Below are 24902 nucleotides of genomic sequence, written 5' to 3' on the forward strand. Positions count from 1 at the left end.
TGTGATGCGCCGTTATCTCCTGTCTGCCTGCATCCTCGGCCTGCTCGCCGGCTCCGCCTTGGCCGAACGGCCGCGGGATCTGCCCGAGATCAGCGCGGAACGTCTGGAGCAAGCCATTCGGTCGAGCTTCGACTACGATCGCTTGCCTCCGGACCTGAAAGCTCGATTGGAGCAGGACGAAGTGCAACGTCTGTGCTCTCAGTATCGAAATGAACCGCCGGCCGATGTCGCCGAACGGATCCAGAAGTTATCCGAGGAGGCGGTCGTGTTTCCTTCGGACGGCAAGTTCCTCGGCGACTGGCGGCGCGGCGAGCAACTCTCGCTGGCCGGCCAGGGCCTGCGCATGCGCGACGATCCGCGCCGCGGCGTGGGCGGCAACTGCTACGCCTGCCATCAGATGGCGCCGCAAGAGGTGGCTTACGGCACGCTCGGGCCGTCGCTCCTGCAATACGGCAAGATCAGGGACTACGACGCCGAGGCGATCCGGACCGCCTACATCAAGATCTACAATTCCAATGCGACCCTCGCCTGTTCGACCATGCCGCGCTACGGCACGCAGAAGATCCTCTCCATCGAGGACATCACCCACATCCTCGCTTTCCTGTTCGACCCCGAATCGCCGGTGAACAAGGAGTAACGGACTTCGCCGCCGAGCGGAGACGAGGGCCCGGCCCGCGAGCCGGGCCTTCTCCGCATCACGGAATTCTGGCCGCGACGGCGAAAGCGAGGGTGCGCAGGGCGGCATCAATGCCGCCCACCGTTGCCTCGGGGTCCACATGCGCCCCGAAATCCGCGCCCAGGGTTGGTTCCTGCGGTCCCGGCACCCAAGAAAGCGACGGCGGCCTGGGCACGTTCACCGCCACGCGACCCGCGACGGCAACCGTGCCGTCGTTGCGCAGCCCGCGAACGAGGGCCACAGCGTACGGCACGAAAGGACCGTCCGGAGTCGGTGCGGCATAGCCGAACTCCTCGACCACGACGTCGAGCAGCAGATCGCCACGCCACGGGGGCGGGCGCGGTAGAAGGTCGGCGTCGAACCGGGCCGCCGGCACGATCAGCGCACGGTCTCCGCGGGCCTCCAATGCCGCGCCGAGGTGGGCGGCGAAACGCTCGCGCACGCGAAAGCGCTGCACCGCAATCGCTTCCGCCAGCATCCGTTCGCGACCGAGTTGCTGGGCGACGTCGACGAAGCGTCCGATCGTCCCGAAGGGCAGCGACCAAGGCAAGGTCGTCGGCGCCGACGGATCGCGCGCGACAGCGGGGGTGAGGACGGCGACCGTGCGACCGCCAGCTGCCCGTTCCGACCGCCCCCGCTCGGCGCAGCCGCTGACGGCGAAAACAAGTAAGACGAATCGCCGGTAGACCACCACCCCATTCGTTTAGCCGCCAGTGCCGTGTCGGTCCAAGGCGGATTGAGGGGCATCCCTCCCGCGCCTATGTGACGGGCATGAGCGGACCCGTCCATGTCATCGGCGCCGGCCTCGCCGGCAGCGAGGCGGCTTGGCAAATCGCCAATGCCGGTGTCCCCGTCATCGTGCACGAAATGCGCCCTCGGCGGATGACCGAGGCCCACCGCACGGAGCGTTTCGCCGAGCTCGTCTGCTCGAACTCGTTCCGCGCCGATGATCCGCTGTACAACGCGGTTGGTCTGTTGCACGAGGAGATGCGACGCGCGGGCAGCCTCATCATGGCGGTCGCCGACGCGCATCGACTGCCCGCGGGTGGGGCGCTCGCTGTCGACCGCGACGGTTTCTCGGCCGAAGTGACCCGACGTCTCAGCGGTCACCCGCTCGTCACGGTGGTACGCGAGGAGGTGACCGCCTTGCCGCCGCCGTCCTGGGGCCTCTGTGTGCTGGCGACAGGTCCCTTGACGTCAACGGCGCTCGCGGAGGACATCCGGCGCATGACGGGCGAAGAGTCGCTCGCCTTCTTCGACGCGATCGCGCCGATCGTGCATCAGGACACGATCGACCTCGAGATCGCCTGGTTCCAGTCCCGTTACGACAAGGGATCGGGGCGGGACTACATCAACTGTCCGCTCGACCGCGCGCAATACGAGGCCTTCGTCGCCGCCCTGCTTGCGGCGGAGAAGACGGAGTTCAAGGACTGGGAAAAGTCCACACCGTATTTCGAAGGATGCCTGCCCATCGAGGTGATGGCCGAGCGTGGGCTCGACACGCTTCGCTTCGGGCCGATGAAGCCCGTGGGTTTGATCGATCCGCGCACCGGGCGCAAGCCCTACGCGGTCGTGCAACTGCGGCAGGACAACGCGCTCGGCACGCTGTGGAACATGGTCGGGTTCCAGACCAAGCTGAAACATGCCGAGCAGGTGCGGGTGTTCCGCATGATCCCCGGGCTCGAGCGGGCAGAGTTCGCCCGCCTCGGCGGCTTGCACCGCAACACCTTCATCAACGCGCCGCGCCTTCTGGACGCAACACTGCGATTGAAGGCCGCCCCATACCTTCGTTTCGCCGGCCAGATCACCGGTGTCGAGGGGTACGTGGAATCGGCAGCCATCGGCCTCCTCGCGGGACGCTTCGCGGTGGCGGACGCGCTTGGTCGCTCTCCGTCTCCGCCACCGGCCGAGACTGCGCTGGGCGCCTTGCTCGCCCACATCACGGGCGGAGCCGAGGCCGAGACCTTCCAGCCGATGAACGTGAATTTCGGCCTGTTTCCCCCACTCGCTGAGTCGGTCCGCGGCAAGGAACGCAAGCGCGCTTTTTGCGAGCGGGCGCTGGCGGCTTGCGACGATTGGCTAGGCCTGCCGCATCGCTTGCCGGCGCCGCGGGAAGCAGCCTAGGCGCGGCGGGACGCCTGAGGCGGAGCAGACGCGATCGACCGCCCCTCAACGCCAGGCTGTGTTCGGTCACGTAGCGAGAGAGCGGCCCTCTCGCCCTGGCCCGACCCATCCTGCTGCAGGGCGCCTGCCCTTCGCTGATCGGTGCGGGGCCGATACGACACCGGCGAAAAGCCATCGTTGCCGGAGTTGTCAGGCGGCGGCGAATTCCCGCGAGTCTTCCGCCCCAGCCTCAAGCGGCGCGGCGTTCGCTCCGCTGCAGCCGATCGAGCAGTCCCGCCAAGGCCGTCGCGGTCTGTTCGGTTTCGAGCAGCATGACACCGAACCGATCCGCGCTGACGTGGGCAAGGCGGCCGCGCACCGCGCGTGGCACGCCGTCGATCATGACCTCGACCGGGTGGCCGGGCTTGAACCACGCGGGCACCGACCGCGCGATACCACCCACCCCGAACCGGCCGACATCGATGGCTCTCGCCTCAACCGTTCCCTCCGGCGCGATGACGCGCAGGGCGAGGTCGCAGACATAGCGCTCGAAGCGGCGCAGATCGCTGTCCAGGTCCAGGGCCTCGATGAACGTCCGCACCTCACGCTCGATGGCCGCAGTCTGGTTCGACAGCATCGAGGCGGTCTCGTGGACGTCGTCCGCCGCCCCCGTCGCGCGGTCCGCCTCCCCCGCAAGTGCCGCGTTGCCTTGCGCGACCTCAGCCGTTCTGCCGGCAAGGCGGCCGACGATCTCGGTGATCTCGCCGGTGGCCAGGGCCTGCTGATCGACGGCCGTTGCAATGCCACGGGCGACCTCATCGATCTGCTGCACGATGGCGAGGATACCGCGCACGCCAGCGACCGCCTCTGCCGTTGCGGCCTTGACCGCCTCGATCCGCTCCGCGATCTCCGCCGTGCCGCGCGCCGTTTGCGCCGCGAGAGTCTTCACCTCCTGCGCGACCACGGCGAAGCCCTTGCCGGCGTCGCCGGCACGAGCTGCCTCGATGGTGGCGTTCAGGGCCAGCAGGTTGGTCTTGGCGGCGATTTCGTCGATCACCCTGACCACGCCACCGATCTCGCCGGCGGTGCGCGCCAAGCTATCGACCAGACGGTCCACCTCGCCCGCCCGCGCCACGGCATCGCGGGTGGTCTGTGCCGTGGTTTCTGCCTGTCGGCGCACTTCCTTCGCGGAGCTGGCCAGCTCCTCCGTCGCGGCGGCGACACCGTTGAGGTCGACGGCCGCCTCCTCCGCCCGTGACCGCGACTGCGTCGCACGGGTCTGGACGGCGGCCGCGATGCCGCGCATCTGCTCCGCCACGCCCAACATGCGGCGGGAGGCCTCGCCAAGTTCGTTCAGCACACCGCCGATCGAACCGCCGAAGTTGCGCATCGCGGCCACCATTTCGCGCTGCGCCCGCTCGCGCTCCGCCTTCGCCTCGGCCGCTCGTTCCTCCTGCAGGCGCTTCTCCTGCAGGGCCTCGCGGAACCCGTCGAGAGCGCGGGCCAGGACGCCGATCTCATCGCGCCGGGCGACACCGCTGACCGTCGTCTCGAGCTCGCCTCCTGTGATGCGTTCGGTCTCCGCTGCCAGGGCGCGCACCGGGCGCGACAGGCTGCGCCCGATCCAGAACGCCACCGCCACGGCGAGCAGGAGGAGGGCGGCTGACAAGCCAAACAGCAGTAAGCGCGCGCGATGCTGCGCGGCGACGATGGCGGTCGCATCACGCTCGAGCACGACGAGGGCGACCGGACGGCCCGAGAAGTCGCGCAGCGGCACCGTGCCGCGGATGACGGGCCGGGCCCCCGTGGTGTCGAGAGCGCCGGTGGCGATGCCCGTGGCGAGAGCGGCGTCGAACGCGGCCGGCGCAATGCCGCCGAATTCTGGCCGCGTCGTCGCCATCAGGCGCGGACCGTCCCGCGTCGCGGCGGTCAACGCCACCTCGGCGCCGAGACGCGCACCGATCTCCTCTACGAGGCTCCGCCCGATCGACAGACCGATCTCCACCGTCCCGCGGTGCTGGCCCGCCGAGGCGATCGGCACCACGCCACGGATGCCGATCCCCGCCACCCCTCCCTCCAGCCCGACGACGGGGCGGCGGTCGCGGTTGGCGGCGACGACGGTGGCCCGGAAGGAAGACAGGTCATCGCCGAAGCGTCCCGGCTGATGGACGCGCAGGAACGAGATGGCCGGCGGCAGGTGGAACTGGAACTGGTCGACGGCGACACCGCGCGCCTTCAGCCCCTCGAAGATCGGTGCGGTGAGGGCGAGCAGTCGTTGTCTGTCCTGCGCGAGGAAGGCCTCCGTCACCGCCGGCATGGCGGCAACGGCGGACGCCACCGACGCCGCCTGCTCCGCCTCGGCCTGCACGATGGCACCGACCGCCCCATCGATCGCCGCGATCTCCCGCTCGACCAGGACCTCGCCCAGCCGCCGCTGCGCCTGTTCGGCGACCAGCACGAGCCCGGCGGCGATCACCACCGTCACACCGACGAGCACGACCCCGATGGTCTGTCCCAACGAGCGCAAACGCGGCGCCATCACCTAGCCCTCCCGACGCGAGCCCCGGCGAGAGTGGCGACAATCCGGTTAAGCGGGGGTAATCGCTGGCCCTGCCTCCGCCGCCGGACGCGGGCTCGGGGAAGGTTGGAGACCGCCGCCTTCGTTTCGGCGGCTTCGCCCGCCCCAAGTGCTTGTGGCGATCACCCTGATTGCCCTACTGTCCCTCGCGTCTTCCGGAACGGACCATGAACGATCTTTTCAGCCGCGCCACGACCAAGGACGACGCCTACACGGCGAAGGACATCGAGGTCCTCGAGGGTCTCGAACCCGTCCGCCGCCGCCCCGGCATGTACATCGGCGGGACGGACGAGAACGCACTGCATCATCTGTTCGCCGAAATTCTCGACAACGCGATGGACGAGGCGGTGGCGGGGCACGCGAGCGTGATCGAGGTGACGCTGGAGGCGGCGAACCGTGTGGCGGTGCGCGACAACGGACGCGGCATCCCCATCGATCCGCATCCGAAGTTCAAGGATCGTTCCGCTCTCGAGGTGATCTTCACCACCCTGCATTCGGGCGGCAAATTCAGCGGCAAGGTGTACGCGACCTCGGGCGGTCTGCATGGGGTGGGCGCTTCGGTCGTCAATGCACTCTCGGAACATCTCGAAGTCGAGGTGGCGCGGGATCGCAAACTCTGGGCGATGCGCTTCGCGAAAGGCCGCCCGCTCGGGCGGCTCGAGGAGCGCGGACCGGCGCCGAACCGCCGCGGCACGCTGGTGCGCTTCACGCCCGATCCCGCGATCTTCGGCGATGCCCGCTTCCGCCCGGCCCGCCTGTTCCGCATGTGCCGCAGCAAGGCTTACCTGTTCCGCGGCGTGGAAATTCGCTGGCGCTGCGACCCAGCCCTGCTTGCCCCGAACGACCCGACACCGCCTGAGGCGGTGCTGCACTTCCCGGGCGGTCTCGTCGATTTCCTGAACTCGGCCACCGAGGGGGCGGAGATCCTCACCCCCCGTCCCTTCGCCGGCGAAGCCCCGCTGGAGGGCGGCGGCAGGGTCGAATGGGCCGTCACTTGGCTGCTCTCCGGCGAGGGCTTCGTCAACACCTACTGCAATACCGTTCCGACCCCGCAAGGAGGAACGCACGAAGCAGGCTTCCGCGCCGCCCTGGTCAAGGGCCTGCGCGCCTATGGCGAACTGACCAACAACCGCCGGGCGGCGCAGATCCAGGCCGAGGACGTCATGGGCGGAGCCGCCGCCCTCCTTTCGGTCTTCATCCGCGAGCCCCTGTTCCAGGGCCAGACGAAGGAGAAACTCGCGACACCGGGGGCTGCCCGCTGGGTCGAGGCGGCGGTGCGCGACCGTTTCGATCATTGGCTCACCGCCGACCCAGAGGAAGCGGCCAACCTGCTCGCCTTCGCCCTCGCCCGCGCCGAAGAGCGGCTCGCGCGCAAGGAGACGGCGACCACCGCCCGCAAGAGCGCGACCCGCAAGCTGCGCCTGCCCGGCAAGCTCGCCGACTGCACGCGCGAGGAGCGCGACGGCACGGAGCTGTTCATCGTCGAGGGCGACAGCGCCGGCGGCTCCGCCAAGCAGGCGCGCGACCGCGAAACCCAGGCCGTGCTGCCGTTGCGCGGCAAGATCCTCAACGTCGCCTCCGCTTCGGCCGACAAGCTGAAGGCGAACCAGGAGCTCAAGGACCTGATCGAGGCGCTGGGCTGCGGCTCCGGGCCGCAGGCCGACCTCGATCGTCTCCGTTACGGTCGCGTCATCATCATGACGGATGCCGACGTGGATGGCGCGCACATCGCCGCCCTGCTGATGACGTTCTTCTGGCGCGAACTGCCGGAGCTCGTCCGCCGCGGCCGGCTCTTCCTCGCCCAGCCGCCGCTCTATCGGCTCGTCGGGGCGGGGCGGACGGTCTATGCCCGTGACGATGCCGATCTCGACCGCGCACGGGCGAGCTTCAAGCCAGGGACCAAGGTCGAGGTCAGTCGCTTCAAGGGCCTGGGCGAGATGCCGCCCGCCGTGCTGCGCGAGACGACGATGGATCCGGCGAAGCGGACGCTTCTCCGCGTCGTCATGCCACCGGAGGCCTTTGCGCGCACGCGCGACATCGTCGAGGCGCTGATGGGGCGCCGCCCGGAACTTCGCTTCGCCTTCATCCAGGAAAACGCCAGGAAACTCGACGCCGAGGCGGTGGACGTCTGAGCCGGCTCAGGCCCTGGCCGCCCGGCGCGCCGCATGCAGGGCAAGCCGGCGGGCGAGCGCGGGCGGGGTCGGGGCCGGAGCCAGGGAGGCAAGTTCGGGCGCCGGAATCGTCTCGGCGAAGTGGCAGGCGACATGATGGCCGGGCACGACCTCGCGCAGTTCCGGCCTCTCCTCGCCGCATCGCGCGCGCGCGTGGGAACAGCGGGAGCGGAAGGCGCAACCGGCCGGCACATCGAGGGGGCTCGGCGGATCGCCGGTGAGCAGCGGTGCTCGGCGCCGTCGCCGCGGGTCGGGCACGGGGATCGCGGAAAGCAGCGCCTGGGTGTAAGGGTGACGCGGTGCGCGATACAGCGAGCGCTTGTCGGCCAGTTCCACGATCCGCCCGAGATACATCACCGCGATGCGATCGGCGACGTGGCGCACCACGGCGAGGTCGTGCGCGATGAAGAGATAGGCGAGGCCGAGCCGCTCCTGCAGGTCGGCGAGCAGGTTCAGCACCTGGGCCTGAATGGAGACGTCAAGCGCCGAGACGGGTTCATCCAGCACGACGAGCTTGGGATCCAGCGCCAGCGCGCGCGCGATGCCGATGCGCTGCCTCTGCCCGCCCGAGAACTGATGCGGGAACCGCTCGGCGTGATAGGGGGCGAGGCCGACGAGGCGAAGCAGCTCAGCGACGCGCGCGCGCCGGAAGGCGGCATCGCCGAGACCGTGCACCTCCATCGGCTCCTCGATGATGCGCCCGACCGTCATGCGCGGATTGAGCGAGGCGAAGGGATCCTGGAACACGGGCTGCATCGCGCGCCGCAAGGGCCTGAGCGCCGCCGGGGGCAGCCGAGCGATGTCGCTGCCCTGGAAGAGGATCGCGCCGTCCGTCGGATCGATCAGACGCAGCACCAGCCGCGCCGTGGTGCTCTTGCCGCAGCCGGACTCTCCGACCAGCGCCAGCGTCTCGCCCTCGGCAAGCTCGAACGAGACGCCATCCACCGCGCGCACGGTGCCGGTTCGCCGCGCCAGCAGAACGCCGCGCGAGACCGCGAAGTGCTTCCGGAGGTCGCGAACGGCGAGCAGCGGGGCCGTCACGCCGCCATCGCCTCCAACGGTGCGCGGAAGCAGGCCGCCTCGTGCCGTTCGCCGAAGCGTCGCAGCGCTGGTGTGTCGTTCGCGCACCGACCGTCGGCGAAAGCGCAACGCGGATGGAAGCGGCACCCCGAGGGGAGGGCGAACGGTGGCGGCACGGTCCCTTCGATCGCAAGCAGCCGTTCTGCTTCCGCATCGAGCCGGGGAAGCGAGCCGAACAGGCCGAGCGTGTAGGGGTGCTGCGCATCGCTGAAGATCGCCTCTGCCGGGCCGCGCTCCACCACCCGTCCGGCGTACATCACCGCGACCTCGTCCGCCATTTCCGCCACCACGCCGAGATCGTGCGTGATGAGCAGGATCGCCATCCCCGTCTCGGCCTGTAACTCGCGCAAGAGATCGAGGATCTGCGCCTGGATGGTCACGTCGAGCGCGGTCGTCGGTTCGTCCGCGATCAGCAATTTCGGCCGGCAGGCCAGCGCCATCGCGATCATCACCCGCTGGCGCATCCCGCCCGACAGCCGATGGGGATACTCCTCCGCGCGACGCTTCGGGTCGGGGATCCGCACGCGGGCAAGCGACTCGATGGCGATCTCCCGCGCCTCGCGGCGGGAGACGGCACGATGCGCGAGCACGGCTTCCTCGATCTGGAAACCCACGGTGTGCACCGGATTGAGGCTGGTCATCGGCTCCTGGAAGATCATCGCGATCTCGGCACCGCGCACGCCGCGCATCTCCGCCTCCGACAGGGCCGTGAGGTCGCGCCCGGCAAGCCGGATCGCGCCGCCGGCGATGCGCCCCGGCCTTGGGACGAGGCGGAGAATGGACAGGGCGAGCACGCTCTTGCCGCAGCCCGATTCGCCGACGATACACAGCGTGCGACCGGTGTCGATCACGAGCGAGACGCCGTCGACCGCCGGCAACTCGCCGTGCCCCGTGCGGAACACCGTGCGCAGGTTGTCGATCTCGAGCAGCGGCGCCTCAGGCATGGGGCAACACGGCGGGCGCGAGCGCGTCGATGGGGCGGCGAGCCCGGTCGCGCTCCGGCACGCGGGCCAGCATGCGCGCCTGCGCCGCCTCGAGCTCCGCCGCAGCCGCCTCGAGGTCGATGGTCAGCATCCGCCCCTCGCGCACGATCTCCTCGCCATCGACGAAGACCGAGCGCACCGCCCGTTCGGCGGCCGAATAGACGAGGCTGCGCAAGGGGTCGCGCACCGGCCGCATCGCCGGGTGACGCAGGTCGACGAGCACGAGATCGGCACGGCAGCCGGGTGCTAGGCGGCCGATGTCGTCACGCCCGAGCGCCGCTGCTCCCGCCACCGTCGCCGCCTCGAACACATCGGCGGTGGAGAGGGTGCGCGGCGTTTCCGCCACCAGCCGCGCCACATAGGCGGCGTGGCGCATCTCCTCCAGCATGTTGTGCGGGAAGGTGTCGGTCCCGAGCCCGAGGCGAACACCCGCGCGGCGGTAGCGGCCGAAATCGCGCAGCGCGATCCCCCGCCGCAGGAAGACCGTCGGGCAATGCGCGACGGTGGTTCCCGTCTCGGCAAGGAGGGCGAGGTCGCGATCCGTCCACCACCGCGTGCGCGGATGATCGTCGAGAAAGATGCCGTGGCCGACGATGCTGCGGTCGGACAGCACGTCGAGTTCGGCGAGCCACTGGATGGGAGTCACACCGTGCCGGCGCGTGATCTCGTGGAACTCGACCACGCTCTGCGCGGCGTGGATCTGCCAGGCGAGTCCGCGTCGCTTCGCTTCGGCGAAGCTGTCGCGGATCAGGTGCGGCGTGCAGGTGTCGATCTGCGCCGGCGCGACCATGCCGGAGAGCCGCCCCGAAGGATGCTGGCAGGCACGCTCGATGAGCGAAAGCGAGGTGACGAGCGCCCGTTCGCCGGTAGCCTCGTCCCACTCGTACTCGACGACGTGGCCGTTGCGCGTGAACCAGCGGGCGGAACGCACCATAGGCGCGACGACGGCACGCAGCCCGCTCTCGGCGAGAAGATCCAGCCAGCCGTCATAGGCGACGGAGAGATCGACCACCGTCGTCACGCCGGAAAGCGCGAGCTCCGCCAACGCCACGCGCGCCGCTGCCTTCGCCCCCGCCTCGTCGATGACGAGCGCGGGGAGGTACTCGTACAGGGTCGAATGGTATAGTGCGGGGCTGCCGATTTCGTCGGTGATGCCCTTGTTCTTCGGCTCCGACGATGGATGGCTGTGGATGTTGACGAGGCCGGGCATGACCATGAGCCCAGCCCCGTCGATCACCCGCTCCGCCGGCCCAGCATAGCCGCGGCCGACGTGGCGAAGCGTGCCGTCGGCAAAGGCGACATCGCCGCCGTCGAGGTAAACGTGGCGCCGCGCGGCTGCATCCCACGCGACGACCACCTCGGCATTGCGGATCAGTGTCGTTCCGCTCGCCGTCCGATCCGCCATCGCCCTTCGCTCCCGTCTCAGCGCGTCAGCCTGAGATCGAGGCCGCGGTAGAGGGCGGAGCCGTAGACGCCGTGCGGACGCGCCCCCGCCACGCGGGGCCCCGAGGCAAGCCAGAGCTGGCTGTGCGCGATCGGAAACCAGACGTCGGCTTCGGTCAGTTGGCGCTGCACATTGGCCACCGCCGTCTGCCGCACCGCGGCGTCGAGGGCGGAACGCGCCTCACGCAACCAGCTGTCCGTCTGCGGGTCTTTCCAGTTCATCCGGTTCGGCGTCGGCGCGGCTTCGCTGCGGAAGTAGAGGTTCAGGGCATCGGTTGCCGACACGTATGGGTAGCTCATGAAGAAGGCATCGAACTCCTGGGTGGCGAGCCGTCCCCAGGCGACGGTGGCGTCGAACAGCTGCACGCGCATCTCGATGCCGACACGACGAAGGTCGGCCTGCATCGCCTCCGCCATCTGGCGGTTGACCTGCGTGGTGATGCCGTAGAGCAGGAACGAGGCGCGCTGGCCGTCCTTCACCCGGATGCCGTCCGGCCCCGGCCGCCAGCCCGCCTCATCGAGGATTCGCCGCGCCTCGGCCGGGTTGTGCGCGGGAACGCGCGCGCGCGGATCCGGGTCGTGACCGGGTGCGGCCGGGTGGATCAGACCGCGCATCGGGTCGGCCGCGCCGAAGAACACCGCGCGCACCATCGCATCGCGATCCACCGCGAGATTGATCGCGCGCCGGATCGCCGGATCGTTCACCACCGGCTTGTCGATCTTGAAGCCCATGAAGAAGTCGACGAAGTAGTTCGGCTGCTTGGCGAGCGTGATGCCCGGCGTGCGGCGCAGCGTCTCGAGCGCGAAGTTCGGGATGTACTGCGTGATGTCGCCCTGTCCGGTAATGAGCGCGGCAACGCGCGTGTTCGGATCCGGAATGATCCGCCAGATCACGCGCTCGATCTGCGGCCGCGGGTTCTGGTAGATCGGCGGCCCCCAGGAATAGGTCGGGTGGCGCTGCAGGATGAGCTCCTGGCGCGGCGTCCACGACACCCAGCAATACGGCCCGGTGCCGTTGAAGCCCTGCGTGCCGAAATTCTCGCCGAGCCGTTCCACCGTATGCCGATCGACCACGCCGGCGAAGAACAGGGTGAGCTGAAAGAGGAGCTCGGCGTAGGGCTCGGTGAGTTCGTACTCGACGGTGTAGTCGTCCTTCGCCCTGATCTCCTTCACCGGGCCTGCACGCCAGCGCACGGGGCCGCGAATGGCGGGATCGATCCAGCGATTGAGCGAATAGACCACGTCGTGCGCGGTCATCTTTCGTCCGTCGCAGAACGTCACGTCCTCGCGCAGGCGGAAGGTATAGAGCTTGCCGTCCTCGCTGACCGTCCAGGAGGTCGCAAGCCCCGGCCGGATGGTCTGCTGGTCCCAGTCCATGCTGACCAGGGTGTCGGTCATCATGAAGATGACCTCGCCGGCGGCGAAGGCGACCGCGCGGTGCGGATCGTAGCGGTCGGCGTCGATCTCGCGCAGGATGACGAGCGTGTCGCGCGGCGCGGTCTGCGCGGTGGCTTCCGCGAGACCGAGCCCGAGCATGGCGGATGCCGCGAGAAGCAGGCGTCGTGTCGTCCGTCGCATCGTCGTCTCCCGTCTGTTCGTCACACGCGAAGCCTCGGGTCGAGCGCGTCACGCAGCGCATCGCCCAGGATGTTGAAGGCCAGCACCACGAGGAAGATGATCACGCTCGGCACCACGGAGATGTGGGGGGCGAAGAACAGGAAGTTGCGCCCCTCGGCCGCCATGGCGCCGAGTTCCGCGGTCGGCGGCTGCGCGCCGAGCCCGAGGAAGGAGAGGGCGGAGCCGAGCAGGATCACCTGGCCGAAGCGCAGGGTGGCGAAGACGAAGATCGCGCTCGCCGCATTCGGGGCGACGTGGCGCCAGATCAGCCGCGCATCGCTCATGCCAATCGCGCGCGCGGCTTCGATGTAGTCTTGCTTCATCACGACGAGGGCCGCGCCGCGCACGATCCGTGCCATCAGCGGCACGGTGGCGATCGCGAGCGCCGTCACCACCGCCACCACGCCGGGCCCGAAGATGGCGGCGAGCGCGAGCCCGAACAGGATGGCGGGGAAGGAAAGGAGCATGTCCATCAGCCGCATCAGCACGCCATCGAGGCGCGGGTAGAAGGCGGCGAGGAAGCCGACGAGGATGCCAAGCCCGCCGCCGATCGCAACCGAAACGAGACCGATCAAGAGCGTCAGCCTGAGCCCGTAGAGGCAGCGCACGACGAGATCGCGCCCCTGCGCATCGGTGCCGAACCAATGCTCGGCGGAAGGCGGGCGAAGGGTCGCAGCAAGGTTCGTCTCGTACGGATCGACCCAGGCGATCAGCGGGGCGAACAGGGCCGCGGCGACGAAGAGCAGAACGAGCAACGCGGCAAACGTAGCCCCAGGATCGGCCAGGACGCGACGCAGAAGGCTCGGGCCGCGCGGTGTGACGTCGGGCAAGGCCCCCGTCATTCCCTGCACGCCGGCTGTCATGCCGCACGTACCCGCGGATCGAGCACGGCGTAGAGCACGTCCACCACCAGGTTGATCACGATGAAGCCGAGGCTGAGCACGATGATCGTCCCCTGCGCCATCGGGAAATCCGACGACAGGATGGCGCCGACCGCAAGCCGCCCCACGCCTGGCCAGGAGAAGATGGTCTCCGTGACCACCGCCCCGCCGAGCAGGAACCCAATCTGAAGCCCGATCAGGGTGACGACGGGAATGAGCGCGTTTCGCAAGGCGTGGCGCAGCACGACGAGACGCTCGGCCAAACCCTTGGCGCGGGCGGTGCGCACGTGGTCGGCGGAGAGCACGTCCAGCACGGCGGTGCGCGTCATCCGCGCCACGGGCCCGACGAAGACGCCGCCAAGGGTGAGCGCAGGCAGCGCGATCGCGCGCAGTCCCTCGAGCGTCCACAGTGGGCCCGCCCGTCCGGTGAAGGGCAGGAGCTGCCACTTGAAGCCGACGAACCAGATCAGCAGCAGGCCAAGGAAGAAGACCGGGACGGAGACGCCGGCGACGGCGAAGGCCATCACCGCGCGATCGAAGAGCGACCCCCGCCAATAGGCAGCCACCGTGCCGAGCAGCAGGCCCAAGGGGATCGCCCAGACCAGGGAGGCGACCATCAGCTCTAGGGTCGGCGGAATGGTCGCCGCGAGTTCCTGCGCGACGGGCACGTTGTTGATGATGGACACGCCCAGATCGCCCTGCGCCAGACGCCAGAGGTAGCGCAGGAACTGCTCCCACAGCGGGCGATCGAGGCCGAGATCGGCCCGAATGGCGGCGATGGTCTCGGCACTCGCCATCGGCCCCGCGCGGACGGTGGCGGGATCCGTCGGCACGACCTGAAGGAGGACGAAGCCGATGAGGAGAACGCCGACCATCACCGGCACGGCGGTGGCGAGGCGGCGAAGGATGTGGCCGAGCATCGTGCAGCTCAGGCAGCGGCCGCGGCGAGCTCGCCGTGCCGGTCGAACAGCACGGCACCATCGCGCAGCGTGAGATCGACTTTCGCGCCCAGGATCTCGTGCGGCTCGCAGGCGAACAGATTGCGGTCGATCACCGCGATATCCGCCCGCATGCCGGGTGAGAGCGTGCCGCGTTCGGCCTCGGCGAACTGGGTGAAGGCGCCGGCACGAGTATAGGCGTGCAGCGCCTCGGCGAGCGTGATCCGCTGATCGGGCCCGAGCACGGTGCCGCGATGGGTCCGCCGTGTCAGCATCGCGTGCAGGTTGACGAAAGGATCGACGGTGGAGACGGGAGCATCGGAACTCGCGGAAGGATCCGCGCCCTCGTCGATCCAAGTCCGCATCGGATACGAGGCCTCGGCACGCGCGCGCCCGAGATTGGCGACATAGAGGTCACCGAATTCGTGGATGAACACCGGCTGCGGGACGGGGACGATGCCACGGGCCTGCATGCGGCGCCGCTGATCCGCCGTGACGAAGCCGCAATGCTCGATGCGATGGCGGCGGCCCGTCACAGGATGCTCGGGCGTGTCCGCCGCCTCCATCCCGCTCAGCACCTGCTCGATCGCCGCATCGCCGATGGCGTGGATGGCGAGCTGCCAGCCGCGGCGATGGTAGTGCGCGAGGAGAGCGTGCATCGTCTCGGTTGTGAAACAGAGGAGCCCGGATCCGCCGCCTGCTTCCTCGAGATAGGGTTCAGAGAAGGCGGCGGTCAGCCCGCCGGCCGAACCGTCGGCGAACACCTTCACGCCCCCCCAGCGCAGCAAAGGCCCGCCCGACATCGGCCGCAGTCCGGCCTCCCACGCCGCGTCCGCGATGCCCTCGGGGTTGCCGGCCAGCACCTGCCACAGGCGCAGCGACAGGGCGCCATCGCGTTCGGCGCGAGAATAGGCGTCGATCTCGGCAAGACCCGCCGTCGCGCCGACATTCATGTCGGTCGCGGACGTGAAGCCAAAGGCGGCGAGGCTTCGGCAAGCAGCGGCGATCGCCTCCACCATCGCCGTCACGTCGGGCGGCGGTACGCGGTCGAGGACCAGGCGCATGGCCCGTTCCTGGAACAGGCCGGTGAGCCTTCCGCCGTCGCGGCCGATCGCACCACCCTCCGGATCGGGCGTGTCCGCCGTGACGCGAGCGAGCCGCAACGCTGCGCTGTTCGCCACCAGCATGTGGCCGCAGGTGCGCTTGATGACGACCGCGTGGTCGGGTGCCGCGCGGTCGAGCTCCTCCGCCGTCGGATGGCGTCCGATGTCGAGCGCGCCTTGATCGTAGCCGCGGCCGAGGACCCAGGTGCCGGGCCGCTGCCGCGCCGCAGCCGCCGCCACCCGGCGCAGGAGTTCGTCGAGCGTGCGTACGCCGTTGTCCGGGCGAAGGTTCACCTGGGAAAGGCCGAGGCCATAGGGCAGGAGGTGCATGTGCGCCTCGACCAACCCCGGCACGGCCAGGCGGCCGGCGAGATCGAAGCGGCGCGTCGCGGCGCCGACGATGCCCTCGACGTCCGCCGCCTTTCCCACCGCAAGGATGCGCCCGCCGCCGATGGCGAGAGCCTCGGCAAAGCCTTCCCGCTTGCCGCACCAGATCGGGCCGCCCGCGATCAGCAGCTCCGCGCGCGCGCCTTCGCTCATCTCCCTGCCGTCATCCGCACCATGCAACGCTCTCCCCGCGCGATCGATTGCCGTCGCCGACGATGGCGTCGTGCGACGACGTGCGCAGCGAACGCAACTGTGAGCGGTGGTGAAAACGGGCGTCAAGCCGGGCACGGTTCGCCTAGCGTAGCGCAGCATGACGTCGAGCCCGACGGAACCGCAGGACGCATCGCGAGCCGCCCGCATCGGCCTCGCGGCCTTGCTGGTGGGCTTGGGGCTCGGTCGCTTCGCCTACACGCCGCTCCTGCCGGCAATGGTCGCCGAAGGCTGGTTCTCCGCGGCGGAAGCGACATCGGCCGGGGCGGCGAACCTCATCGCCCATCTCATCGGTGCGGCGCTCGCCCGCCCCACCTCGAGCCTGATCCCGCTGCCGTCGCTGATGCGCATCGCGATGGCGATGACGGCGGCGACGTTCGCCGGCTGCGCGACACGACCGGGCCTGTGGCCTTTTCTTCTCCTCCGCGGTCTCGCCGGCATCGCGGGTGGCGCGATCATGGTGCTCGGCCCGCCCGCACTTCTCGCAACGGTACCGGCGACGCGCCGGGGCCGCACCGGCGGTTGGATGTTCGCTGGCGTCGGGCGCGGCATCGCCGCGGCCTCGAGCCTGCTGCCTGTCCTGCTCCGTTTCGGTGTCGCATCCGCCTGGTGGGGTCTCGCCGCAGGGGGAGCGATGGCGACCGCCGTTGCCTGGCACGGCTGGCCGCCCGCTCTGCCGCCTGCGCCGGCCGAACGCAGCCTCGCCCACGGCGACCTGCTCCGCTTGGTCGGGGCCTATACCGTTTCCGCCGTCGCGCTCGTTCCGCACATGCTGCTGATCTCCGATTTCGTCGCCCGCCCGCTCGCAGGCGGCGTGGTGCTCGGCGCGTTCGCCTTCGTGGCCTACGGCTTCGGTGCAGCACTCGGTTCCGTTCTCGGAGGAAGGCTCGGCGATCGCCTCGGCTTCCGGCGCGTGCTGTCGCTCGCGATCCTGGCGCAGGTCGCAGCCGTGGCCGCGCCTGCGCCGATGCCTACGGTTCCCGCCGCGATCGTCTCCGCCCTGATCGTCGGCGCACTCACGCCGGGCTTGCCGCCGCTGGTGTTGAACCGCGCCGTCGAGCTTGCCGGCGCCGAAGAGGCGGCACGCACCTGGCGGAGGGCGACGATCGGCTATGCCGTCGGCCAAGCCTTCGGCGCTTGGGCGACCGCGACCGCCTTCGCCGCCTTCGGCGACCATCGCCCCCTGTTCATCGGCGCCGGGCTTATCGCCATCGCCGCGTTCGCGCTGCTGCCGCGGCGCTGAGAAGCGTCCACGCCTCGCCAGTGCTCAGGCGATCTCGCGCAACAATTTCCGGCGCAACGCGGTGACGAAATCACCCCTCCCTTCCGCCACCTCGACGAAGGCGCCGGGGCCACCGATCACGTCGCGCGCATAGTGGTCGACGAGCCCTCTCGCCGCCGGCCGAAGCACAATGGCGAGCGCATTGATCACGTAACCTTCGCGCACGGCCGCATCGCGCGCCCGCGACGCCGGCGTGAGACTGCGCATGTCGGGCCCGTCACCGGCGACATCGATCACACCGCGCGTCGCCTCGAACGGGCAGTCGCGCAGAAGGTCGGTCGCCAGAACGATCGCGTCGCCGATCGCGTTCCAGGACTGCAGCGAGCGCGGGGCGCGCATGATTGCCTCGCCGAAGCATGCCGCATCCGCCGCTCCGGCGATCACGGTCCAGGGCACGATCAGGCTTGGCGCGCCGGGCGAGCCCCATTCGAGATAGGCGAAGGTCGACCGTCCGATCGGCTGCGAGGCGATGGCAGCAAGCACGCGCGGATCGGCGATCGCCTCGGCGATGCCTTCCTTCTGCAGGCGGAATTCGTCGTCGTCGATCGAGCCCGAGGCATCGGTGGCCAGCACGAGAGCGACATCGACCGGCTCGCGCCCGAAGGCAGGGCCGGCCGCGCAAGCAACCGCCGCCGCCAGCAACGAACGCCGTCTCATCCGCGGCCGACGAACGGCATCTTCGTCGCCATGATCGTCATGAACAGAATGTTGGCCTCGAGCGGAAGGCTCGCCATGTGCACGATCGCCGCCCCGACATGCGCGACGTCCATGCGCGGTTCGGGCGCGATCCGGCCATCCGCCTGGCGCACCCCTTCGGCCATGCGCTCGGTCATCGGCGTTGCGGCATTGCCGATGTCGATCTGTCCGCAGGCGATGTCGTACGGGCGCCCGTCGAGGGCGAGCGACTTGGTCAGGCCGGTGATCGCATGCTTGGTCGCCGTGTAGGGGGCGCTGAGGGGGCGTGGGGCGTGTGCGCTGATCGAACCGTTGTTGATGATGCGCCCGCCGCGGGGATCCTGCTCCTTCATCAGGCGGAACGCGGCACGCGCGCAGAGGAAGGCGCCGGTGAGATTGACCGCGACGACCGCATTCCACTGCGCGAGCGAAAGCTCCTCGAACGGAACGGCGGGCGCGTTCGAGCCGGCATTGTTGAACAGGAGATCGAGGCGGCCGAACACCCGCCGCGTCTCGGCGAATAGTGACTCGACGGAAGCCTCGTCGGCGACGTCGGTCGGCACGACCAGCGTGCGAGCGCCCGCAGGCGCGAGGGCGGCCGTCTCTTCGAGCGCCTCGCGCCGCCGCCCGGCGAGCACGACCGCCCACCCCGCTTCGGCGAGTGCGAGGGCCGCGGCGCGGCCAATACCCGAGCTCGCTCCGGTCACCACGGCGATCTTGTGCTTCATTCTCTCCCCTGCCCCTCTGCACCAGGCTTCGAGTGCAGCACGGGCAGGCTGTTTTCGCCAGAGGTGCTTCTCAGAGATAGCGGGCGAGGTTCAGGTCGCGGAGCGCTCCGATCAGACGGTACGACATTTCGAGCTGCACCTGCAGAAGCTGCAGCCGCGCGGTGACCTCCGCGATGTCCACATCCTCGACGGAGGCGATCTGCGCGGCGAGAACCACCTTGACGTCGGCATGCGCCTCCTTCGCCCGCGAAAGCCGCTGCTCGGCCACGCCAAGGGCGGCCCGATCGTCCTCCAGCGCTTGATGGGCGGCGCGCAGGCTGGCAGCAATGCCCTGCAACAGGGGGGCGAACTCCTCAGACGCCGCCTCGTCCTCGGTGAGGCTGGCGAGCATCGCAATCCCGCGCAGGATGTCGCGCATGTAGCTACCCGTGGTCGGCTCCGAGGAGACGACGGTGGACACCGCATTCGCATTGGCGACGATGCCGTAAGTGACGCGCGCACCGTCTTCCGCCAGAAGCGAGGCGCGCGGCGCATTCACCGCCCCGTCGGGCGAAAGCTCGGAAAGAAACGGGGAGAACGGCGTCACCGCAGGGTCGTCGGAGGCCGCGATGTCGCGCGTATCGAGCAGAACCTGCGCAGCGGAGCGCGGAATGTCCGGCGTGAGGGTGTCGTTGTCATGATCCCACGGCTCGCCGAGCTGACGGGTCGCCGCTTCGATCGCGAGAAAGAACGGCGAAGAGAGGATGGCGTCGGCGTTCGGCACGGGGGGACGCGCGGTGTCGGCGCCGCCGAAGACGAACACCTCCCCAGCCTGCGCGTTCAACAGGCTCGCAACCTCGCGCAACGCCTCGCGGGCGGCGACCGCCGTCGCCGCGACCGCGGGCGTATCGAGGGTGATGAGGCTGAGCGCCTTCGCCGCCATGTCCGAGGCAATCTCGCCGATCCGCCCCAGCGCCGCCTGCATCACGGCAATCCGAGCCTGAGCGACGTCGATCGCCCGCGTGTAGGAGTCGCGGCGCGCAACCTCCGCCCGCAGATCGATGCTGCGCCGGGCATCCACACCAAGGCCAGCATAGGATTCGGCGCGACGTCCGTCGGAGGCCTGGCGAACCAGCAGATCGAGCCGGTCACGCACCGAAAGCGCCCCACCGAGAAGACGCCCGATCGTGCCGAAGGACGAGCCGATTTCCATCGTCACCCTCCTAACGCACCGAGGCGATGAGCGAGTCCCACATCGCCTGGGCGGCGGCCATCACCCGCGCGTTCGCCGCGTAGGCGTTCTGCAGCTGCACGAGCAAGGCCATCTCCTTGTCCAGATTGACGCCGACCGCATCGGCGTAGCGGTTGACGAGGAGGTCGCGCGTCGTGCGCTCGCTCTCGAGCTCGGCGCGCGCCGCAGCCAGTCGCCCCGTCTGGCCGGAGACGAGCGCGGTGGCGAAGTCGGTGAGGGTACCGGTGCTGGTGAGACGGCTGTCGAGTGCCCCTTGCGGCCCAAGTCCCAGCGTGCGAAACGGCGGATCGTGCGGCGTGCCGCGCGCCAGCTCGGTGCCAAACGTGAAGGCGAGGACGCGCTTCGTCAGCGTGTCGAACCCGGCGGGACCGCCTGGCGGATTCGGCGTGAAATAGAACGGCTCGAACGGAAAGGAGACCGCGTGCGTGCCGTCACGCACGAGCCGTGGCGCGGCCGCGACGTCGCGCGACACCCGAATAGTGGCGGCGAAGCCGACATAGCCCGCCTGCACGATACCGCCGCCCTCTGCCGGAACCTGGCCCGACGGGTCGGTGAACAGCCTGAGCCCCTGCTGATCGAATCGCACGGCCAGCTTCTGCGCGAACTCGTCGAGCTCCGCCTGCAGCGTGGGCAGTTCGCGGTCGCGCAACGAGAGCAGGGCGCCGAGGCGCCCGCCGAGATGACCGAGCGTGATGTCGGTGCCACCGTTGGCCAGGACACCGTCGCGCAACAGCAGCGGCGGAACGGTGCCGCCGCTCGGTTGGTAGAACGCCCCGGCGGCAAGAGGCGAAGCGACGAAGGAGAGCGCGTCGGCGGAAAGGGGCACGGTGCGGCCGGTCGCGGTCACTGCCAGCATGCCCCCGTCCTCGCGCAGCACGACGCGCAGATCGAGCAAGGCGCTGAGCCGTCCGATCACGGCGTCGCGGCGATCCTCGAGATCAGCCGTGCTTCGCCCCTCTCCCTTCAGACGCATGATGTCGCGCGTCAGTTCGCCGGCTTCGCCGAGCAGCCGATTGGCCTCGATCACACCTTCGGCGATCAACCCCTGGGTTCGGTTGCGCGCCTCGGTGACCGCCTCGGCGAGCGCGTTCAGCTTGCCTGCCAGCGCCTGTGCCGCATCCACGACGGCGACCTGTGCGCCAGAGGAGGATGGCGCGGCGTCAAGGCCGATGAAGGCGTCGCGCAATCGCGACACGAGGCCGGCCAGGCTCGCCCCGTCCTCGGGCGCGCCATGCAAGGCCTCCAAGGGGCCGAGCACCTCGACGCGGACGCCGGCCGCCGCCACCGCAGCCTCCCGGGCCCAGACCGCACGCTGCAGAACGGTTTCCGTGTTGCGCAGGACAAGCCCGGTGGCGACCCCGATGCCGCGCCCGTCCGCCGTCACCGATCGCTGGGCAAGACGTTTCGCCGTGTAGCCCTCAACCTCGGCGTTGGCGATGTTGTTCGACACCACCCGCAGCTGCTCGCCGATGGCGCGCAGCCCGCTCACCGAGATGCCGAGGGAGGTATCGAGCCCCATGGCGCCGTCCGCTCAGTCGCCTGACCCGCCGTCCGCTCACCGCTTCATGTTGATGGTGTCGAGCAGCATCTCGTCGGAGGCCGAGACGATGCGCGTGTTTGCGGTGTAAGCGCGCTGGGCCAGGATGAGCTTGGAAAATTCGGCAGCGATGTCGACGTTCGAACGCTCGATCGACCCCACCACCAGTTTGCCGGCCCCGTCGCGCGAGGGATCGAGCACGCGGGCTTCACCGGACTCGATCGTGCGCATGAAGGCCTGACCATCCACTCGCTCGAGCTTGTCGGGTTCATTGAAGGTGACGACAGGGATGCGGTTGATGACGCGGCTTTGGCCGTTATCGTAATTGATGACGACATCACCGGTCTCGCGGATGGAGAGCGAGGAGAAGCTGCCCTGCGGTACGCCGTTCTGTTCCAGGCTGCGCACCGCGTAATCCGTCCCGGCGAACTGCGTCACGCCGTCGGCCTGGCCGAAGGTGCCAAGGAAGACGCGCACGTTCTGCGGCCCGGAGCCGTAGTTGACGACGATGTCGACATAGGCGCGGTCGCCGGTCAGCTGGTTCGCCGGTACGGTCGCGGTGCCGCCGGCGACGTTCGCCGCCGAAAGCCCGGTGATCGTGCCGGCTCGCGACGAATCGCCGGGGGCGCCGAAGGTGACGGCGATGTGCGGCGGGATCGTGCCATTCGTCGTCGCCGGCGGGTCGACGGTCCACGAAGGTATCGGCACGCCAGGCTTCGCTTTCAGGGTGAGGATTCCGCCCTGCACCGAAGCCACCGCCGGGCTGTCCGGATCGGCGTTGATCAGCGCGGCAAGCCCGTTGGCGATCGCGTTGATCGAGCCCTCGGTTCCCGTCGTGGTGTAGGTCCAGGACCGCGTTGCCGGATAACCACCCGTGATGCCGGAGAGCGAGATGGTGAACGTGTCCCCGACCTCGCCGACAGTGCCCGTGAAGATGAAGCCATCCGTCTGATACGATGCCGGCACATTCGCGGTCGTCGCCCCGAGGCTCATGACGGAGGGAAGCGAGCCGAGGGTGAACGGCGTGCCGGGCGTGACCGCCCGCAGTTCGAAGGTATCGGCATCGATCACCACGGCGGTGACACCGAGGGTGGCACTTTCGCTGTTGATGCGGCTGATCAGTTGGTTGCGGATCGTGGTCGCGGTATCGACCGGGGTCGCGGTGTAGCTGAGGGTGATGCCGTTGATGACCACGCTGTAGGTTTGGCCGGCGGTGACCGTGTCGATGTTCACTTCCTGCGTTTGCCGCACGGGCTGCACGGTGGCCGCGATGTTGTAAGCGCTGATGTCCTGATCGTTGAAGCCCGGAATGCTGGCCGCACCACCCACGGGATCGAGCGTGGAGCCGGGAGCGGCGATGTCGAGACGCCAGTTGTTCATGCCGGCCTTGGTCCAGACGAGCTCGAGGGTCCGCTGCTGACCCAAGGCGTCGTAAATCGCCACCGAGGAGGCAAAGGTCGTCTCTCCCTCGCGCGGGTTGGCCGGAAGGTTCGCGGCCAGGGTGATTTCGCTGGTCGCAACTGGGTTGGAGACGAGTTGGCTGACCCGGATCGGCTGCAGGCCGGTGCGATCAATCTGCCGGCTCGTCGGATCCACGCCCCAGCCCTGCAGGAAATAGCCGGCGCTGTTGACGAGATAGCCGTTGCGATCGAGCGCGAAGTCACCTGCTCGCGTGAAGAACGGGCGCGGGTCGAAGGTGGGAAGCCCGTTCACCTCGCCATTCGATTGCGCAACCGGAAAGAAGCCCTGGCCGGCGATGGCGAGTGCGGTGCGGTTCTCCACCTGCTCGATGGCGCCCTGCACCGTGTGCGCGAAGTCCGGCCGCGCCACCACCCCGCCCGGCGAGTGCAACCGCTGGCTGGAGTTCGTCACCAAGCTGACGAAATTGGTGTCGATCCGCTTGAAGCCGACGGTCTGGCTGTTGGCGACGTTGTCCGAGATGTGGCCGAGCGCGCGGGACTGGGCGCTGAGGCCGCCGATCGCGGTGGTCATCGCTCCGAAGAGGGACATGGGATTCGTGCTCCTGTTCGCGCCTTGGTCGGAATTGGTCGAGCAGGCGGCGTGCCAAGCGCTGATCGGGGAAAGGATGGCGCTTTTTTCGACCTCTCCCGCACACGGGTTCGCGTCGTTTCGCTCCGCTCGGCAGGGCTTGCCGGGCAGATCCGTCCGGTCTCAGCCGCGCGCGGGGAAGAGACGGGCGCAGAGACGCAGCGCTTCGTAGGCGCGGCCCTCGGCCACAAGTGCGCGGACGCGCTCCAGCACCTCGGTCGCATCGGGGCGAACGGCGCGGACTCGGGCCAGCGCGGCGTCGACATCGCTCTCGTCGGTGCCGAGGTAACGGCACTGGATGGCGTAGTAGAGCGCGCGTTCAGGGCCGTCGATGTCCTGCGGGCGAAGCATGTCGCGTCCGCGCAGGAACTGCGCGCGATTGTGCAGGAAGATGGTCGCCGTCCGGTCACCGGCGCCGATCACCGCGCCGTTCACCACCATGGTTTCGCCCGGACGCAGAACAACCTTCAGCGGCATCCTGCCCCTCCAGATTTCTTGCGTGCTGCCGCGACAGTTGCGGCCAACAAGGCGCAGCAACCGCCGTGCCGCATCCGAAGAGCAGTCCCACCGAGGGTTCGCGCGGCCCGATACGCTGTCGGCTCGGCAGTCTCGGCCCCCACTGGGCAGGATGTGCCGCACTCGGGGGGAAGAGCTTGCCGCTTCCTGATGCCTCATGGGGAGTGATGCGCTGGGTCGCGCGGGCTCTTCGGCAGATGGTGGGCTCTGGCCCGAGATTTGCGCGGGGGGAGCCGCCATGCTTCCCCAGGTTGAGGCCATCCCAGGTGTTCCGCTGCCGCGGCAGGCTGTCGCGACGGCAGACGCACAGCCCTTGTCCGGCGGCGCGGGCTTCGAGGCTCTGCTGGGCGCAGCCCTTGCGGCTGAGCCGGCCGAGACAGCCGCGACCGCGGCGGTACCGGCGGAAGACGCTGCGGCCGGCCTTCTTCCCTCCCTTCCCTCCGCCGACCCCGCCGATCCCACTGCCGACCGCGTCGCGGTCGATCTTCAACCGAGCCCTGTGGCCTTGCCCGACGCCTTGGATGCGTCCTCGGAACGCGGGCCTGTCGCACCCCAAGCCGATTGGCCGGTGCCGCGGCTCGGCAGGCCGACGTTGGAGGCGGTTCCACTGCGACCTCCTTCCTCGACACCTGTGGAAGGAGATGCGGCCAGCAGCCCCGATGCGTCGGAGGGTGCGCCGCCTCCGCCTGAACCGCTGCCGCCCCCTGCTCCCGC

At 69.4% G+C, this 24902-nt stretch carries 19 protein-coding genes; 4 read left to right on the forward strand and 15 right to left on the reverse strand.

Annotation, left to right across the window (positions count from 1 at the left end):
* Positions 1-4 precede the first annotated feature (4 nt).
* Entirely contained in the window at positions 5-637 is a 633-nt protein-coding gene (gene soxX / locus DWB05_RS04690) for a sulfur oxidation c-type cytochrome SoxX (protein WP_114375485.1), read from the forward strand.
* Positions 638-695: 58 nt separating this feature from the next.
* Here soxX and DWB05_RS04695 read toward each other — a convergent pair whose 3' ends face one another.
* Positions 696-1370 carry a hypothetical protein gene (locus DWB05_RS04695; RefSeq protein WP_157967078.1) on the reverse strand — a complete coding sequence of 225 codons (675 nt, stop codon included), beginning with the start codon at positions 1368-1370 and terminating at the stop codon, positions 696-698.
* Between the two features lie 77 nt (positions 1371-1447).
* On the opposite strand from DWB05_RS04695, the gene trmFO reads away from it, so the two are divergent.
* The gene (gene trmFO, locus DWB05_RS04700) at positions 1448-2800 is read left to right on the forward strand and encodes a methylenetetrahydrofolate--tRNA-(uracil(54)-C(5))-methyltransferase (FADH(2)-oxidizing) TrmFO (RefSeq protein ID WP_114375489.1); all 1353 of its coding nucleotides are present in this window, start codon (positions 1448-1450) and stop codon (positions 2798-2800) included.
* Between the two features lie 229 nt (positions 2801-3029).
* On the opposite strand, the gene DWB05_RS04705 is transcribed toward trmFO, so the two are convergent.
* Positions 3030-5318 carry a methyl-accepting chemotaxis protein gene (locus tag DWB05_RS04705; RefSeq protein WP_114375491.1) on the reverse strand — a complete coding sequence of 763 codons (2289 nt, stop codon included), beginning with the start codon at positions 5316-5318 and terminating at the stop codon, positions 3030-3032.
* A gap of 206 nt (positions 5319-5524) precedes the next feature.
* Between DWB05_RS04705 and parE the strand changes: the two genes are divergently transcribed.
* Positions 5525-7489: a DNA topoisomerase IV subunit B gene (gene parE / locus DWB05_RS04710; protein WP_114375493.1), complete on the forward strand. Its 1965-nt coding sequence runs from the start codon at positions 5525-5527 to the stop codon at positions 7487-7489.
* Between the two features lie 6 nt (positions 7490-7495).
* Here parE and DWB05_RS04715 read toward each other — a convergent pair whose 3' ends face one another.
* From DWB05_RS04715 to DWB05_RS04745, 7 genes are read right to left on the reverse strand one after another with little or no spacing between them, the layout of a single operon-like run.
* Complete coding sequence (locus tag DWB05_RS04715; protein ID WP_114375495.1) at positions 7496-8569, reverse strand: ABC transporter ATP-binding protein; 1074 nt, start codon at positions 8567-8569, stop codon at positions 7496-7498.
* Positions 8566-9552 carry an ABC transporter ATP-binding protein gene (locus DWB05_RS04720; RefSeq protein WP_114375497.1) on the reverse strand — a complete coding sequence of 329 codons (987 nt, stop codon included), beginning with the start codon at positions 9550-9552 and terminating at the stop codon, positions 8566-8568. Before DWB05_RS04720 ends, DWB05_RS04715 begins: the two co-directional genes overlap by 4 nt.
* Positions 9545-10996 carry an amidohydrolase family protein gene (locus DWB05_RS04725; protein WP_114375499.1) on the reverse strand — a complete coding sequence of 484 codons (1452 nt, stop codon included), beginning with the start codon at positions 10994-10996 and terminating at the stop codon, positions 9545-9547. Before DWB05_RS04725 ends, DWB05_RS04720 begins: the two co-directional genes overlap by 8 nt.
* A gap of 17 nt (positions 10997-11013) precedes the next feature.
* Positions 11014-12612 (reverse strand): ABC transporter substrate-binding protein, encoded by a 1599-nt coding sequence (locus DWB05_RS04730; RefSeq protein ID WP_114375501.1) that lies wholly within the window; start codon positions 12610-12612, stop codon positions 11014-11016.
* Positions 12613-12632: 20 nt separating this feature from the next.
* Positions 12633-13514 (reverse strand): ABC transporter permease, encoded by an 882-nt coding sequence (locus DWB05_RS04735; RefSeq protein ID WP_114375504.1) that lies wholly within the window; start codon positions 13512-13514, stop codon positions 12633-12635.
* A complete protein-coding gene (locus DWB05_RS04740; RefSeq protein WP_114375506.1) occupies positions 13511-14452 on the reverse strand; it encodes an ABC transporter permease in 942 nt (313 codons plus the stop codon). Before DWB05_RS04740 ends, DWB05_RS04735 begins: the two co-directional genes overlap by 4 nt.
* 8 nt (positions 14453-14460) lie before the next feature.
* Complete coding sequence (locus DWB05_RS04745) at positions 14461-16113, reverse strand: amidohydrolase (RefSeq protein ID WP_114375508.1); 1653 nt, start codon at positions 16111-16113, stop codon at positions 14461-14463.
* Between the two features lie 157 nt (positions 16114-16270).
* Between DWB05_RS04745 and DWB05_RS04750 the strand changes: the two genes are divergently transcribed.
* Positions 16271-17413 (forward strand): YbfB/YjiJ family MFS transporter, encoded by a 1143-nt coding sequence (locus DWB05_RS04750; protein WP_114375510.1) that lies wholly within the window; start codon positions 16271-16273, stop codon positions 17411-17413.
* 24 nt (positions 17414-17437) lie between these two features.
* Here DWB05_RS04750 and DWB05_RS04755 read toward each other — a convergent pair whose 3' ends face one another.
* From DWB05_RS04755 to DWB05_RS14600, 6 genes are all read right to left on the reverse strand, one after another.
* Entirely contained in the window at positions 17438-18109 is a 672-nt protein-coding gene (locus tag DWB05_RS04755) for a DUF1194 domain-containing protein (protein WP_114375512.1), read from the reverse strand.
* Complete coding sequence (locus DWB05_RS04760) at positions 18106-18855, reverse strand: SDR family oxidoreductase (RefSeq protein WP_114375514.1); 750 nt, start codon at positions 18853-18855, stop codon at positions 18106-18108. The genes DWB05_RS04755 and DWB05_RS04760 overlap by 4 nt, the downstream gene beginning before the upstream one ends.
* A gap of 70 nt (positions 18856-18925) precedes the next feature.
* Positions 18926-20047 carry a flagellin gene (locus DWB05_RS04765; protein ID WP_114375517.1) on the reverse strand — a complete coding sequence of 374 codons (1122 nt, stop codon included), beginning with the start codon at positions 20045-20047 and terminating at the stop codon, positions 18926-18928.
* Between the two features lie 10 nt (positions 20048-20057).
* Positions 20058-21605 carry a flagellar hook-associated protein FlgK gene (locus DWB05_RS04770; RefSeq protein ID WP_114375519.1) on the reverse strand — a complete coding sequence of 516 codons (1548 nt, stop codon included), beginning with the start codon at positions 21603-21605 and terminating at the stop codon, positions 20058-20060.
* Positions 21606-21641: 36 nt separating this feature from the next.
* Entirely contained in the window at positions 21642-23615 is a 1974-nt protein-coding gene (locus tag DWB05_RS04775; RefSeq protein ID WP_157967079.1) for a flagellar hook-basal body complex protein, read from the reverse strand.
* A 180-nt stretch (positions 23616-23795) separates the two neighbouring features.
* Entirely contained in the window at positions 23796-24149 is a 354-nt protein-coding gene (locus DWB05_RS14600; RefSeq protein WP_157967080.1) for a flagellar biosynthesis repressor FlbT, read from the reverse strand.
* Positions 24150-24902 lie beyond the last annotated feature (753 nt).

The sequence above is a fragment of the Elioraea thermophila (ex Habib et al. 2022) genome (genome assembly GCF_003336755.1).
GTDB lineage: Bacteria > Pseudomonadota > Alphaproteobacteria > Acetobacterales > Acetobacteraceae > Elioraea > Elioraea thermophila.